Source organism: Sphingobacterium paucimobilis HER1398 (assembly GCF_000416985.1).
Taxonomy (GTDB): domain Bacteria; phylum Bacteroidota; class Bacteroidia; order Sphingobacteriales; family Sphingobacteriaceae; genus Sphingobacterium; species Sphingobacterium paucimobilis.
This window is the reverse complement of sequence record NZ_ATDL01000015.1, coordinates 683738-702250: the sequence shown is the minus strand read 5'-3', so window position 1 is coordinate 702250 and position 18513 is coordinate 683738. Positions and strand designations below refer to the sequence as shown.

Genomic DNA, 18513 nt, shown 5'->3' with positions numbered 1-18513 from the left:
GCGATTATGCGTTTGCAAGTGCTTGTTAACTTTCATCCTTTCATTTAGTTCATTGTCAACTTTAAAATCTATCTTACGCTCATTTTGAAGTTTTTTTTAAAATCATTTTTTCTAGTGATTTGTTTGTATATTGAAACGAATATCATTTATCCATGAATGGCTTAGAAAAAGCCACTATAAGGAGCTTCAGCACAATATAAAAAAACTGAACCCATATAGATAACGAAACATTATGAAGCAATTACTATTAACCTGGTTGTTCCTTTGTCTTTTATTGACCGTACGTACGCATGCGCAAAATGTACCGGTCTGTGCTACACCCGGTGCCGATGGTGCCCAGAGCCTGACCACAAGTGCTAATACTTTTTACCCTTCTAAAACAGGTGAAAGCACACTTAGTGCCGGTTCGAATACCGTAGAGCTGGGGGCTGTGCCGTCGGCTTTCAACGTGGGTGGAGCTACCTTTACCTTTGGTACAACACAGATCACGAAGGGAAATCTTTTGCTGATCATCCAGATGCAGGGAGCCGATATGAATAGTGAAAATACGAGCGTATATGGCTCGGGGATTGCTGCCAACAATGGCTCTGGAACTAGTGGTAATGTAACTGCGGGACAGTATGAGTATGTGGTAGCATTAAATGATGTAACCACTGCTGGTGGTACCTTACGCTTTAAGGGAGCAGGGCCTACAGGAGGGTTGATAAATAGCTATACCAATTCTAACCCCACAGCGACCAGAGGGGTAAGACGTTATCAGGTAGTGCGCTTGATGCAATTTTCTAATGTGACACTGACAAATGATATCAAGACTATTCCATGGAATGGTAATGCTGGTGGTTTAATTGCGATCGATGTAGCCGGTACCCTGGATATGAATGGGAAAACAATCGATGCGAGTATGACCGGATTTAGAGGGGGGTATTTGTATCCACGTAACATATCCAATACGCAGTATGAGGGGTACCGTACTACCGAAGCGGCTAGGGCCTCTACCAAAGGGGAGGGGATAGCAGGGACGCCACGCTTTATGTGGGACGGCTATAATGAAGTTGATAATGGTGCCACCTGGGTAGGGTATCCGAATGGTGACTACGGACGTGGGGCACCTGGTAATGCCGGTGGTGGTGGTAATGTGCACAACGCTGGTGGTGGCGGCGGTGGTAATGGAACGGCCGGTGGTAGCGGCGGATACGGCTGGAATAGTGGTAGTGGAAATAACCAGAATACAGGCGGACGTCCTGGAGCAGCAATTGTAAGTTCGTTTAGCCGTCTTTATTTGGGCGGCGGTGGCGGTGCCGGAGATGCAAATAATGCTACGAATGGAGTGAAAGGTGGTGTCGGTGGCGGGATCGTGATCCTGACCGCAGGCAAGATTGTAGGTACAGGACAGATTTTTGCTAATGGTGGGCGTGGAGAAGCCGGTGGTTTGGGTTCGGCTGCCGATGGTGCTGGTGGTGGTGGTGCCGGCGGAAGTATTTTTATAAATGTGAACCTACCAAGCCCCGCGGCTAATCTAACCATATCGGCACAAGGTGGAAATGGAGGTAACTCGTATACCACGACCGATCATGGTCCCGGTGGTGGTGGCGGTGGTGGCGTGGTATATTATCGCCTGGTAAATGGCAGGGTAACAGCCAATGCAGCTCCCGGAAAGAATGGCCGTACGAATAATGGTGCAGGAACGGCCTATGGTGCTACTGCAGGAAGCGGATCGGGTGTAGTACGCTCGTTTACCCTGTCGGAGCTGCCGCCCGAATTGCAAGGGATATCTTCTACTTGTTTGCCGTTATTGAAAATTGATAAATCGAGACTGAATACACTGGTGCCGATACCTGCAGGATCGACCACTTCCTATACCATTACAGTGACTAATACTGGTGGAGGTGCCGAAGGACTGAAGGTACACGATCACTTGCCGGCAGGTTTTACCTTTGTATCGGCAACTGCGGTATACTCCACAGAGCCGACCGTAACAAATGCATTGGCGAATACAGGCACGGCGAATAAACCGCAGTTTGGTCCCATAAACCTACCTGGAAATACATCGGTAACCATACAGATGTTGGTGGCTATCGCTTCATCCACGCCACCTGGGACCTACAGTAATTCGGCATTCGTGACCTATCTGGATCCGCAACGGAATGCGAGCGACCCCAACCGGGTAATAACGCCGGCGCAGAATGCCTTACCTGGAGCAAATACAACCTACCAAGGTGAAAATGGAGCGACAGGAGAAACCGTATTGGGCGCCAATTATAATCCGGCAAAAACGGATGAGGATGTAATCGTTATCGCTCCGCAGATCGTGGTGACCAAATCTATTGATCAACCTTGCGTAAACGGAACAACAAATATATTTACCATAAGTGTAAAAAATGAAAGTACAGCAGCGCTCCCTATTGTAATAGAGGATGTGATGCCTAATGGGCTGGATGTGGTATCCACGTCTAATACCGGTTGGACCTTGTTGGTAACCGGGCGCACCTACCGCTTTACGCTGAATACGCTGCTCGCAGCGGGGCAGACAGCGCCAGCAATAAATATAGGGGTCAGACCTGCTGCAAGTGCGACGCAGAGTAGCTGGTCAAATACAGCAAGGGAAATAAATTCGGGGGCCAATGCTACAGCACTTCTGTATGCTACACCAACGGCGGCTACGGCTACGGCTAGTGCACCGTCGGCATGTAACAATGGTACATTTTATATGGCAGGTAACCAGCCTACGATAGGTACGGGACAATGGAGCTTTGTCAGTGCATACGGTAACGCGGTAATTGTCAATCCCGCGCAGTATAACACCGCAATAACCGGTGTGGCTAGTGGACAGACCGTGACGGCAAGATGGACCATAACCAACGGAAGCTGTACCCGATTTGCAGATGTAACGCTAACCAATAACTCGGTGTTACCGACCGCCGTATTGCGGACACAAAATAACGCGGCCAGCACGGTATGTGCCGGCACAACATTGCCCGCATTGGAGGTAGTACTAACCGGAACTAAACCATGGACCATCACGTACCTCGATCAAACTGGTTTGGAGGTGCAGGTGGCCAATATACAGACGAGCCCTTATGTAATAACAAATACGAAGGTAGGTGTATACTCCATCAAGACGGTGAAGGATGCTTCTGGCTGTTTCGGAAACGCATCGGGGTCGGTTATTTTGATGGAAAGCCCGGCTACAGTAGGGGGCGCGCTATCGGCCAACCAGACCATATGTGCGGAGCAGTTGCCGGCTGCCATCAACCTAACGGGACAGGTAGGAAGTGTACTTCAGTGGGAATCCTCTACAGACCAGAACACATGGACAATCTTGCCTGGTTCTCAGAATATGGCCAGTTATCAATTACCGGTATTAACGCAGACTACTTATATACGTGCATTGGTGCAGAGTGGTACCTGTGGTACGCGCTACTCTACAGTGCATAGGGTACAGGTGACACCATTGCCTACGCCTGCGGATGCCGGCCCTGATCTTGTGCAGTACAACTCAGGAACCTTTACGATGAGGGGGAATACACCGATAGTGGGTACAGGAATGTGGGCCGTGGTTTCGGGAACAGCGACCATCACGAATCCTACAAATCCGACGACTACAATTACGATTCCCCAAAACAGCTCGACAACGCTTCAGTGGACCATCAGTAATGGCTCTTGTAACCCTGCAGTGGACGAGATGACCGTGACCTATACCAAAAATGGGGTATTGGAGCTGGTGAAGGCGGTTTCGGCAACGAGCATAAATGCCGGAGAGCCGCTAAGTTACACCGTGACGGTAATCAATAGGGGCCCTTCGGTAGTACCAAATGTGGCTATTACGGATGTGTTGCAGCAAGAACTTAAAAATGTAACCTGGACGGCGGTGGCTTCGGGGGCATCAACGCTAACAGCTACATCGGGCAGCGGTAATACCTTGCAGACCATAGCAAATATGCAGGTCGGGGAAGAGAATAAAGTGACGTTGACGATACAAGGAGCGACCTTGTCTAACCAGCTGCCAGTGGAAATACGAAACTCGGCTAAGGCAACGCCTGCGGATGCCGGATTTGCTGCGGTAACGTCGAACGAGGTGAGTACGCAAGTGCTTAATAAATCGGGACTTTCGATATTGAAAACAGGTCTTGTCGATGCGGATGCGGGTACAGATATAGCATATACGATCTTAGTTAAGAATACGGGACCAAGCGATGCCCGTAATTTGGCGGTGACGGATCTGTTGTCAACACAGCTAACGAACGTATCCTGGGAGGCTACGACGGTAGGCGGAGAGATATTGACAGGTGCTACCGGCACGGGCAACAATCTATTGCTAACGGCTAATTTGCCAGCAGGGGCAGCTAATGAGATCAGGGTAACAATCAAAGCGAAGGTGAAACCGGATTTTGTTGGCTCCATCGTTAATGAGGCTAAAGTGACTCCTTCGGAGCCTGGTAACCCAGCTGTGACCTCTAATACCGTATCTACGCTGATCACGAAGATGGTAGATATCCGGATCAATAAAAGTGGGCCGGTAAATGCAGTAGCAGGTACTCCTATACGCTACGTGATCGACGTGAAAAATATGGGACCTAGTGATGCTATGGGGATAGCGATTGTAGATGCGATACCGGCTGGAATTACAAATGTTACCTGGACGGCTGTTCCTCGAGGGACGACATCTTTGAGTGCGCTGGCTGGGACAGGTGCGATAAATATTCAGGCGGATATGAAGGTGGGCGATGAAGCCATTATTACGGTGGAGGGTCGGATTGATCCGGCTTACCAAGGGACGCAGATTAACAATACCGCTACGGTAACGGTGCCCACAGGTACCACCGTGGTAACACCGCCGACGAGTACCGTGAGTACCGAAATAAGTAGGGTAGCCGATCTGCTGATGGTGAAATCCGGACCGGCACATGCTGAAGCTGGTAAAAGTATTCGCTATACCTTAGAGATTAGAAATGATGGCCCATCGACAGCAATGGGTGTACGGATTCAAGATCCGCTACCTGCTGGACTGCTTTACGCCTCCTGGACAGTAATACCAATGGGCGGAGCAGTAACGGCGATTTCGGGACCGCAGACCGGAAATGTCGATTTTCTGGCGGATATACCCGGAGAAACCGGACGATTGTTGGTCGAAATAGACGCTGAAGTAGACCCAGCACTGCTGAATGGTGTTACTTTATCTAACACGGCCACTGTTTCTGTGCCAGCAGGGGTGATGGATCCAAACCTAAATAACAACCAGTCTACCATTGTGTCGAGTATTGATAATGACCCGGTAATAACGGTGTCTAAATCGGGACCTGCGACGGTAGATGCGGGTGGAAATATAACGTACACCATCGAAGTGATGAACAGAGGTACGGGCAATATTGTGGCGGCGGAAATAAAGGATGATGTTCCGACCGATGTGATCGTAAATAGCTGGACGGTAGAGCCTATGGGTACTGCGAGTTCTAATGTAACCTCCGGCTCGGGTAATGCTGTGGCTGCAACGGTGAATATACCGGCGGGTGCGCAAAATGGGATTCGTATAACGATAAATGGCATAGTGAAGACGACTGCGGCGGCTACCATAACCAATACTGCTACCGTAACGGCGGGGGGCAATAAAACGAGCTCGGTGACTACTTCCGTCAATAAATCTGCCGATCTACAGGTTATTAAAAACGGTCCACATACGATAAACGCAGGTGAAGATATTCACTATACGATTACGGTAAGGAACAGAGGTCCGGTAGATGTGCAGGGGGTTAAGGTTGTGGATGTAGTTCCGGCAATACTGCAAAACGTAAGCTGGAGGATAAGGGCTGAAGGAACTGCCCAAACGAAGGTGCTAGGGGCAACATCAGGTACAGGTGCTCAAATATCGGTATCTGCCGACATTGCTGTGGGGAGCGAGGATGTGATTGTGCTGGATGTGTTTGCTACAGTCCCGGATGATGTGACATTGCCGCTATCAATATCAAATACAGCTACACTGGATATGACAGGTACAGAGGTAACGGATTATAACTTAGCGAATAATACCTCGAGGGTAACGACCGTAGTGGACAAACAAGTGAATTTAAGAATTGATAAAACAGGACCGGCAACGGTAATCGCCGGAGAGCGTATAACTTATCGTATTACGGTATTTAATGATGGACCATCGGATGCAGAGCTGGTAACCCTGCGGGATATGGTACCGGCAAATATAACAGCTGTGAGCTGGACGGCTAGTGGTATGGGGAGTGCAACGGTGCTGTCGGGAGCCACAGGGACGGGGAATGAGGTCTTGGTAGGTGCAAAGATTCAAAAGGGTAGCCCGAATGGAATTGAGTTGTTGGTATCGGGTACAGTGAATACTGATTTTGATGGGCAACTGATTAATAAAGCTTCTGTGGAGTACGGTAATACGCCTCCAATAGCCTCGCCTGAAATCGTGACTACGGTACAGCGCAAGCCTAACCTGCAGATTCAAAAGACAGGTCCTGATAGGGTTAGAGCGGGGCAGCCTATCACGTATGAAATAAAAATAACGAATGCGGGGCCTAGTACAGCAAAGAATATACAGGTGAGTGATGTGCTGGATGCAAAGTTGATAAATGTCTCTTGGACGGCTGTTACTTCTGGCGCTGCGCAATTGCTGACAGGAGGCACTGGACAGGGTAATAGTCTAGCTTTGACAGGTGATATTCCGGCAGGAAGTCCACATAGTATTGTGGTGACTGTACAGGCAACCGTGGCTGCATACGTACAAAGTAATCTGCTCAACCAGGCACAGGTGGCAGAGCCCGGTATGGACCCGGTGTCTTCTAATATGGTGACTACTTTTGTACACGCGCCGGCATTGACACTGGTGAAGACAGGAACTGTCGCCCCAGATCAAAATAAGGTAACCTATACATTTACGGTGAAAAATACAGGCAACGTCCAATTGGACAATGTGCTTATAAATGATCCAAAGATTGCAAATATCGTGCTTTCTCCTGCCAGTTTAGCTCCTGGAGAAACAGCTACGGCAGTAGTAGATTATACAATTACACAGCAGGAAAAAAATACAGGTTTGATTGCGAATACAGCGGTAGTAACGGCAAAGCCACCGCTGGGGAATGATGTAACGGATATATCGGGTACAGCGACGGATAATGACTTGCCAACAGAAGTAAGTTTTGCAAGGCAACCGGCCCTAAGCCTATTGAAAACATTGGTAAACGAAGCACCGTACAATAGCGTGGGGCAGATGTTGAACTACGATATTGTGGTGACGAATACGGGCAATGTCACCCTGACGGATATTCGGGTTACGGACCTAAATGCGATATTTCCAAACGGTGATGCTACGATTGCATTGTTGAATCCAGGAGAGGCCCGTACACTGCGGGTGCAGCATGCTATAACGCAAGAGGATTTAAATGCAGGCTTGATCTCAAACCAGGCTTCTGGCCGGGCTAAAGACCCGGATGGAACTGAATTGCCGCCCGTCCTTTCGGACAATCCGTTGACGGTGCAACCTGATGACCCAACGGTAACTGTTCTGCAGCAATTACCTGCGATCACATTTTTGAAGGAGATAGTAAGTACGGGGCCTTATGAGCAAGTGGGCGATTGGATTGTGTATGATCTGGAGGTCGTCAATTCTGGAAATGTACGCTTAACGGATGTCGTGCTGTCGGATGAAAATGCTATATTCCCTGATAATGATACGCTAATCCCTGTGCTGGAAGTTGGTGCCCGTAAGAAGGTGCGTGTGCAGCACGCCCTGACACAGGTCGATCTGGATACGGGACGTGTGGCCAATCAGGCCTTGGTAAAAGCAAAAAATCCAAAAGGACAGGAATTGCCGCTGAAGCCTTCTGATAATCCGGCTACATTGCAGCCTGATGATCCGACTGTGACTGCCGTAAAACAAAATCCAGCGTGGAATCTGACGAAAAAAGTAGTATCGGAAGGTCCATATGCTCGTTTAGGAGATAAAATTTTATATGATCTGGACCTGCGTAACGTTGGCAATGTAACGTTGAATTCCGTTGCTTTAAAGGATGTGACGGCGGTATTCCCTAATAATGACGCGGTAATAGGGGTACTGGCGCCGGGTGAGCTAAAAACTGTACGGGTGGAACATACGCTCACACAGGAAGACTTGAATCTGGGTAAAGTAAGTAACCAGGCGACCGTAAGTGGAAAAACGCCACAAGGGCAGTCACTGACTCCATTGTTGTCGGATGATCCCACCACGCCGATCCCAAATGACCCGACGGATATTGGGGTAGACCAAAATCCTCAGCTATCTTTTACGAAGTCTGTTGTGGGTACAGAGACCTATGGAAAAGTCGGTGATGTGGTACGTTACAGCTTGACTGTCAAAAATACGGGAAACATTAAGCTTACCGATGTTTTGTTGACCGATGTAAATGCAACATTTATCAATAATGATGCAGCAATAGGTACGCTGGATGTGGGGCAGAGCAAGGTGGTGCAGGTACAACATCTGTTGACACAGGCAGAGCTGGATGCGGGATATGTAGATAACCAGGCGAGAATCACAGCAAAAACACCGCAGGGAACGCCTATCGCCCCATTACTGTCAGACAATCCGGATACGCCTGAACCTGGGGATGTAACAAGGGTTCTTTTGCAGGCAAATCCAAAGATGATGGTACTGAAATGGATAACAAGTGAGGGACCATATGATGCGGTAGGAAAGTGGATAGCCTATGCAATACAGGTCAGGAATACCGGAAACATGACCCTGACTAATATTGTGCTAACAGATGCTAATGCGGTATTCCCGGATAATGATGCTGTTATAGGAACATTGGCTCCGGGTGAATCGAAGACAATAAGGGCGCAGCATGAGTTGACTCAGGCTGATTTGAATAATGATAGGGTGGATAACCGTGCGCTGGCCTCTGGAAATAAGCCGGATGGAAATCCGATTACGGTCCAGTCTGAAGATCCAACAACGCAAGAACAAGATGACCCTACGTCGACCGGATTGACGCAGATCCCGCAACTGATCGTGAAAAAGGTAGTAACTGAAGCGAAAACTCAGGTAGGCGAGAAGATGAAATATACGGTCATGGTGGAGAATACGGGCAATGTGACGTTGCGAATAGTGACGGTGCTGGATCCGAATGCGGTATTTCCAAATAATGATGCTTTGCTGGGCACGCTGGATCCGGGGGACAAACGAGCGGTGGTCGTGGAGCAGCTGATAACACAGGCAGATGTGGATGCAGGAATGCTTTCTAACCAGGCTTTTGTGACGGCCAAATTGCCAAACGATGAGCCTATGCCACCTATTGCGTCGGATAATCCGAACACGGTGGATGTGCCGAATGACCCAACGGTAAGCGAATTGCTGCATAAGCCTTCGCTGCGCATTTTGAAAAAAAGTACCACTACGTCTCCATTTACGACAGTTGGCCAATTGGTCACGTACGACGTAGAGGTAATGAATGATGGTAATGTAACGCTAAGCGATATCGTATTGACGGATGATAATGGTGTGTTCCCGAATAATGATGCTACAATAGCGCAGCTGTCGCCAGGTGCTACAGTGATAAGAAAGGTGCAGCACGTGGTAACACAGGAAGACTTAGATGCTGGAAAAGTAACCAATCAGGTCTTTGGTACGGCAATTACACCGTCTGGTAATCTGCTGAACCGGATTCCTTCGGATGATTCTATTACAACTCAACTGCACGATCCGACTGTAGTGACTGGTGTGATGAACCCTGCTTTTACATTGCAGAAGCGGACGGTGAGCACTGGTCCTTACGAATTTGTAGGTGATGTGATATCGTACGAGATCACTGTGCGTAATGTAGGTAATGTAACATTGAAAAATATAGTATTGACAGATGCGAATGGGGTATTTCCTAATCATGATGCTACTATTGCTACGCTGCCGACAGGGGCGTCTTATACCGCTTTAGTAGAACATGTGGTGACCCAAGAAGATCTGGATGCTGGAAGGGTGAGTAATCAGGTGACAGGGACAGCTAAAGGTCCGGACGACAAACCGCTGCCGGTCGTGCCGTCAGATGATCCTAATACGCCTGTGCCGAATGATCCTACCCTAGTAGAAATGACAGCTACGCCTTCGCTTGTTATACAAAAGGCTGTGGTATCAACGAATAGGTTGGCTGCTGTGGGCGATATCATAAGGTATGAAATATTGGTGTTTAACGCGGGGAATGTCACGCTGAAAGACATCGTGGTAACGGATGCGAATGCTACATTCCCTAATAATGACGGTACTGTAGGGACATTGCTGCCTGGAGCGTCTAAAGTGATCGTGGCTAATCATATACTTACACAGGCTGAACTGGATGCAGGAGTAGTATTGAATCAAGCTATAGCGAAAGGTAAAAAACCTGATGGTACTAATATACCTGACCAGGTTTCGGATAATCCGCTTACCGTGGTTGAGGATGATGAGACAGTAATGGTGCTGGATTCGAAACCTATGATTTCGGTAGTGAAAACCTATAATAAAAAGCCAGGGGCGCTTTACGTAGGCGATAAGTTGGAATTTAGTATTCGTGTCAAAAATGTAGGAAATGTAACCTTGCACGATGTACAGTTAAGGGACGAAAATGCGGATGTCAAAAATGTGGCAACCATACCTAGCTTATCGGTCGGTGAAGAAAGAACATTCGTGGTGCAACATACGGTAACGACTGCCGATATGCAAAAAGGATATGTGGCTAATATCGCTAATGCTATAGGAAAAGATCCACAGTATCGTGAGGTTAGCACTTCTTCCAAATCTGGAAATCCAGTACAACCTGAAGATCCTATCGATCCAATGTGTCCAGACTGTACCATTGCCGTATTGCCTTGGCTAGCGATAGAGGCTGTAGATGATAGCTATGGACCTATTAATGGCGCGAATGGGGGGACGACGGCATCTGTGTTGGCCAATGACAAATTGAACGATGTGATCTTGAATGCGAGCGATATTGTATTGACCCCAGGAGAATTAAGAAATGCTGCAGGTGATATCGTGACGGGGATGATCATGAATGCGAATGGAACCATAACCGTATCTGCAGGAATGCAAGCAGGTGTATACAGTTATGAGTACCGTATTAATGAACGTCTTAACCCATTGAACAGTGCTACGGCCAAGGCTATTATTGTTGTCGCCGGACCAGGGATAAAGGCGAATAATGATAATTACATAGCAGATGGTCGTGTGGGCAGTGTACTGTTGGGCAACATATTGTCGGGAACGGGAATGGATACGTATAATGGTACTGCGGCTACATTAACCGAGGTGTCTATACAAATAGACGAGGTGGCTACGCCAATGCTGGGCGCGATAAATAATAATGTGCCGGTACTGGATGCGGTCACGGGTAATGTATCGGTGCGTCCGTTGACACCTGCAGGTACGTATACGATTCGGTATACGATTGTGGATAGATTAAACCCAACTACGAATACTTCGACTGCCCTGGTTACGGTAAGTATACCGTATCCAGCGATATTGGCGCAAGCAGATAACTTTGGACCAATTAGTGGTATAACGGGTGGAACTACGGCATCTGTGTTGCAAAATGATAAATTGAATGGGGTAGATCTAAATCCAGCAGATGTAAAACTGAATATCGGCTCGGTAAGATATGAGAATGGAGGAATCGTAACAGGGATTGTCATGCAACTAGATGGTACAATCGTGGTCGATGCGGCAGTGCCTTCTGGTATATATAAGTATGATTATACAATATGTGAGGTATTGAATCCAGCGAACTGCTCGACGGGAATAGCAACTGTAAATGTTGCTGCGCCTATTATTAAAGCTACTAATGATGCCTATGTAGCAGATGGGTATGTCGGTAATACCACCCTGGGAAATGTGCTGACTGGATCGGGAGAGGATAGTTTTAATGGTGCCCCTGCGACGCTGAATGAGGTAAGGCTGAAGGTAGATATGGTAGCCCAACCGGTAACGGGCGCGGTGAATAATAATGTACCTGTGCTGGATGTGGCGACTGGAAATGTGTCTGTACCACCTATGACACCTGCGGGTGAGTATACGATAATGTATACTATTGTAGACCGCTTGAATCCAGGTAATAGTTCAACAGCTTATGTCTATGTTTCGGTACCTACACCACATATTCAGGCTATTGCTGATACCTATGGGCCAATCAATGGGGTGAACGGAGCTACTACCGGGTCAGTATTGGCCAATGATTTATTGAACGGTGCGATCGTTGAGAATACAGCGATAAGATTGACCCCTGGTACAGTGAATAATGCTGCAGGTAATACGGTAAGCGGTATCGTGATGAATGCTGATGGTACAATCACGGTAGCATCGGGTACCCCTGCTGGTATTTATACGTACAGCTATACGATAAATGAGTTACTAAATCCATCCAATACCGCCGTTGGAACGGCGACGGTGGAAGTGATTGCTCCTACTATCTTGGCTACAGATGATAATTACACCGTAGTAAATGGCCGTACCGGTTCAGTTGAATTGGGTAATGTGCTGAGTGGACAAGGGGATGATTGGTATAATGGCTCTATTGCTACAGGGAATGAAGTGCGGGTGCGGGTGGATGCTGAAGCGCTACCAGTTAATCCAGGCCTAAATAGAAATGTCCCATTACTAGGCGCTGCTACAGGAAATGTGTCTGTACCACCGATGACGCCTGCTGGAACATATACGATCACGTATACGATAATAGATAAGGTGAACCCAACAAATACTTCGACAGCTAAGGTGACGATAGTAGTTGAACCTGCTAAAATACAAGCTGTAAATGATTCATTTGGGCCTATAAATGGTGTAGATGGCGGGAAAACTACTTCTGTACTGGCTAATGACTTGTTGAACGGTAAAACGCCGTTGCTTGCAGAGGTTAACCTCACACCGGGTAGTGTGAAGGATGCTGGAGGTAATACGGTGACAGGCATCGGGATGAATACAGATGGTACAATAACGGTAGCAGCAGGGACAACTGCCGGAACCTATACCTACACCTATGAGATATGCGAGTTGCTGAACCCGACAAACTGTACTACAGGGATGGCGACAATAGTACTGGCCGCGCCGGGTATCCAGGCTAATAATGATAATTATATAGCGGATGGTCGTGCGGGGGCACCTGATGTGGGCAATGTATTGACCGGTTCGGGGGTAGATACATATAATGGTAAGCAGGCTACAGTTGCAGAAGTTACAATCCGTGTGGATGCAGCGGCTACACCTATAGCTGGTGCGGTGAACAATAATGTGCCTGTGCTGGATGCTGCGACGGGCAAGGTATCTGTACCGGCGATGACTCCTGCAGGTACGTATACGATTACATATACGATAATAGATCGAATAAATGCGGGTAATACGTCGACAGCAAACGTGATTGTACAGGTAGCTGGTATGTCGATCACAGCGGTAGCGGATTCTTTCGGTCCTATCAATGGTGTGAATGGTGGAAAAACTACTTCTGTACTGGCTAATGACTTGTTGAATGGTGTAGTACTAGCTCCAGCGGATGTACGGCTGACGCCAGGTAGTGTGAAGGATGCAGGGGGTAATGTAGTAAGTGGTATTCTGATGAACCCTGACGGTACGATAACGGTCGCATCTGGAATGGCCTCTGGTACGTATACCTACACCTATGAAATATGCGAGCTGCTGAATCCGACAACCTGTGCTACAGGTACGGCGACGATTGTAGTGACTGCACCAGGTATCAAAGCTAACGATGATAAGTATACTGCAGATGGTCGTGTCGGGGCTACTTCTGTTGGGAATGTGTTGACTGGTACAGGTGCGGATACGTATAATGGTACGCAGGCTACGCTTACAGCTGTTACGATCCGTGTGGATGCGGTTGCTACACCTATAACTGGTGCGGTGAACAATAATGTACCTGTGCTGGATGCTGCGACGGGTAATGTATCTATACCAGCGATGACGCCTGCAGGTACGTATACGATTACGTATACGATAATAGATAAGTTGAACCCAGAAAATACTTCGAGCGCTAAGGTGATGGTAGTGGTTGAGCCTTCTAAAATACAGGCTATTAGTGATTCTTTCGGTCCTATCAATGGTGTGGATGGTGGAAAAACTACTTCTGTACTGGCTAATGACTTGTTGAATGGTGCTGTACTAGCTCCGGCGGATGTACAGCTGACGCCTGGTAGTGTGAAGGATGCAGGGGGTAATGTGGTAAGTGGTATTCTGATGAACCCGGACGGTACGATAACGGTAGCATCTGGAATGGCCTCTGGTACGTATACCTACACCTACGAGATATGTGCGCTGCTGAATCCGACAACCTGTGCTACAGGTACGGCGACGATCGTACTGGCCGCGCCAGTCATTAAGGCTAACGATGATAAGTATACGGTGGATGGCCGTGAGGGATCGCCTGATGTGGGGAATGTGCTGACTGGAGCAGGTGCGGATATATACAACGGAATGCCGGCTACGCTTGCAGCTGTGACTATCCGCGTGGATGCAGCGGCTAACCCTATAACTGGTGCGGTAAACAATAATGTGCCTGTGCTGGATGCTGCGACAGGTAATGTTTCTGTGCCACCAATGACTCCTGCCGGAACTTATAAGATTACATATACTATAATAGATAAGTTGAACCCAGCAAATACTTCAACAGGGACGGTGACAATCGTAGTGCCACTGACAGCGATAAACGCGGAAGCTGATAATGTTGAAACAATGTATTCGTATAAAGATCGAGTAACAACAGTATCGGTTCTGGAAAACGATCGTCTGGCGGATAATCCTATTGATGTAACACAGATTGTATTAAAGCCAGGTATGGCTGACGGGCTAGGAATATATATGAATGTGGACGGAACAGTAACAATAGACATAGGCACTAAGCCTGGGGTTTATCACCTGCCTTATCAGATATGTGAAGTATTAAATCCTACAAATTGCTCGGAAGCACTTGTGACAATTACGGTGAAAGCTAAAAATCTTATGATTCCGAATGTTATAACGCCAAATGGTGATGAGAAAAATGAAAGCTTTGTAATCGTGGGTGCCGAAGCCTATGATGAGGTCAAATTAACCATAGTGAACCGCTGGGGCAATGAAGTGTTCAGAGATGATAATTATAGGAATACATGGACCGGTGCTGGATTGAATGAGGGAACTTATTACTATATCTTACGTTTAAAACATGGAATTAATGAAGAACTACATAAGGGGCACATTCTTATAAAGCGGGAATAATCTTTGTCGATCGGTATAGAGCATTTATTTTTTATGCAAATGCCCCCAAAAAGAATCTTACTTTTTGGGGGCACTCTAGTTTGTACCGGTCTTTGTTATTATTGAATATATGATCGCGTATTAATGTGCACTCAGTTGTTTTTTCTTTTCTTCGTCAAAACTAGCTTCCAATTCCGCTAATTTTTTCTTTCCATAAGCTAATCTTGTAATAACGACAAATAGCACAGGAACGATAAAGATGGCCAAGAATGTCGCTGCGGTCATCCCTCCAAATACGGTCCATCCGATAGTCTGACGAGATACAGCACCAGCACCTGTGGACAGCATCAATGGGATAATACCTAAGATAAAGGCTAGTGATGTCATGATGATGGGACGTAGACGGAGCTTGACAGCATCTAATGTCGCTTCAATGAGATTCATACCGATGTCTACACGTTCTTTGGCAAACTCTACGATCAGAATTGCGTTTTTGGCGGCTAGACCAATAATGGTGACCAAACCGATCTGAGCAAAGATATTATTGTCGAGTTGTGGAATGAACATCAACGTTAATATCGCACCAAATACGCCTAATGGAACAGAAAGTAGGATAGAAAATGGAACCGACCAACTCTCGTATAAAGAAGCCAAAAGTAAGAATACAAATAAGATACACAATGCAAAAATCTGTATGGTTTTTGAACCCGATTGTTTTTCTTGTAACGTCAGTCCGGAGAATTGATAATCATAGCCAGCTGGCAAGGTCTGTGCAGCTACCTCTTCTAGTGCTTTGATCACGTCGCCCGAACTGTACCCAGGTGCGGCACCACCGGAGATATCAATCGCTCTGAATATGTTATAGTGATTAATGAGTGATGGCATGGTAACTAATTCATAGCTGACCAGTGCTCCCATAGGTACGGGTTGTCCTTTTATGTTATTAACGTAGAGTTTATTAATATCTTCAATCGCCATACGATAACCTACGTCCGCTTGGGTAACTACACGGAAGTTACGACCATATTTTGTAAAGTCATTGACATAACTGCTACCGAGGTAGGCAGAAATGGTCGAGTATATACTGGCAATTGGAACGCCCATGCGTTTGGCTTGCTCTCTGTTCACTTCTAGCTTGTAGTTTGGAGAGTTGGAGTTAAAGAGGGTGTAGGCCATGCCGATTTCAGGACGCTGGTTGGCGGCCATTAGGAACTTGCCTACGGTGGCTTCAAACTGCTTGATATCTACTGTCTGTAAATCTTGTATCTGCAAAGAGAAACCTCCTGAGGCTCCTAAACCAGGAATCGCTGGTGGAGTAACAGCCAAAACTCGAGCTTTATCGTATTGGCTGTATTTCTTCATGATAGCACCAGTGATGTCGTTTGCTGTGCGCTTACGGTCTTTCCAAGGTTTCAACGAAACAAATAATGTAGCACCATTCGGCTTGAAGGCACGGTTCAAGATGTTAATACCTGAAATTGAGGTTACATATTTGATCTCTGGAAAATCTTTACGGAACTCTTCTTCTAGCTCTTCAAGGATAGCATCGGTCCGCGCTGAAGATGCACCTTCAGGTAGGGTGACACCTGCAAAGAACATACCGCCATCTTCAGATGGGATGAATCCTGTTGGTTTCTTTGTAAACATCCAGCCGGTGCCGACAAAAATACACAGCAATACGATAAGCATTAAAGGGGTAGCCTTGATTGCTTTTTTGACACCTTTGGAGTAGGAATATGTGACTTTTTCAAACCACACGTTGAATTTGTAAAAGAACTTGTTGAGCCCTTTGGAGTCTTTGGTGACAGCTGTCGGCTTCAACATGATCGAACATAATGCCGGTGTCAATGTCAAAGCGATAAATGCAGAAAGCATAACAGATACAGCAATTGTAATCGCAAACTGTTGGTACAATTTACCCACCATACCTGGAATAAACCCAACCGGAACGAATACTGCTGCCAAAATCAAGGCAATAGCGATTACAGGAGCGGTGATGTCTTTCATGGCACGCATGGTCGCTTCCTTTGCACTCATTTTATAGTGGTCAATATAATGCTGTACAGCTTCTACAACGACGATGGCATCATCCACAACGATACCAATAGCCAATACAAAGGCAAGCATGGTAAGGTTGTTGATCGAGAATCCGAACATCAAGAAAAATATAAATGTTCCTACGATAGACACTGGGATGGCAAGTACCGGGATCAATGTTGCTCTCCAACTCTGAAGGAAGAAGAAAACAACCAATGTTACCAACAATAGTGCCTCTACGAGCGTGTGTATTACGGATTCGATGGACGCATTAACGACTGATACGGTTTCATAACCGATTACATAATCGACGTCTTCAGGAAAGGATTGCTTCAGTTTTTCTAAAGAAGAAAAAATACCTTCTGCTGTTTCGACGGCGTTACCTCCCGGAGTCTGACTGATCATCATACCGGTAGATACCATGCCATTTACTTTGGTCGATGTTCCGTAGTTGAATTGACCGAGTTCTACACGCGCTACATCTTTCAGTAGTACAATAGAACCATCTTGATTTGTTTTAACAACGATATTTTCAAAATCTTCAACTTCAGATAGGTCTGAATCTGTGATTACTGGGTATTCAAATACGGTAGAGGATTCTTGTGGCTTTCCTCCGACACTTCCGCCCGGTATACGTATGTTTTGTTCGGCTATCGCCGCAGAGACATCCGATGGTGTCATCTTGATGTTAGCCAGTTTATTGGCGTCTAACCATACCCGCATGGAGAAAGGTTGTCCAAATGCGGTGACATCCCCCACACCCTTGACACGCATAATCGCATCTTTGATATAAAGGTTGGCATAGTTGGATAGGAACTTGTCATCTCTGGTTCCATTTGGCGATACTAAGGATACCAACATCAAGATATCGGTATTGGCTTTACGGGTGGTAACTCCCAGACGACGAACGGCTTCGGGTAAAGCAGGTTCGGCAATGCCCACACGGTTCTGCACATCTAGTGTTGCAATATCAATGTCGGTACCTACTTCAAAGGTAACGGTGATCTGTGATTGTCCATTGGAGGTACTGTTGGAAGACATGTAAATCATTCCAGGTGTACCGTTGATCTGACTCTCAATAGGTGTCGTAACGGTCTGTTCGACAGTCTGAGCATCAGCTCCCGTATAGTTGGCCGTTACAGTAACGGTCGGAGGAGCGATGGAGGGGTATTGACTGATAGGCAATGTGGATACGGCGATCACCCCTATAATGGTGATCAGGATGGATATAACCATCGCCGTAACTGGCCTTTTAATAAATACTTCTGATATCATTATTATTTATTTAG

Annotated in this window: 2 protein-coding genes; one reads left to right on the top strand and one right to left on the bottom strand. The window is 46.9% G+C overall.

The genetic code is table 11. The features are described from left to right. The first annotated feature begins 232 nt into the window (after window positions 1-232). Window positions 233-15208, top strand: coding sequence for a DUF7507 domain-containing protein (locus M472_RS35720; RefSeq protein ID WP_144062722.1), 14976 nt, complete (start codon window positions 233-235; stop codon window positions 15206-15208). Window positions 15209-15328: 120 nt separating this feature from the next. Here the strand turns inward: M472_RS35720 and M472_RS35715 are convergent, their stop codons facing one another. Continuing rightward, window positions 15329-18499: an efflux RND transporter permease subunit gene (locus M472_RS35715; RefSeq protein ID WP_022829370.1), complete on the bottom strand. Its 3171-nt coding sequence runs from the start codon at window positions 18497-18499 to the stop codon at window positions 15329-15331. Window positions 18500-18513: the final 14 nt, after the last annotated feature.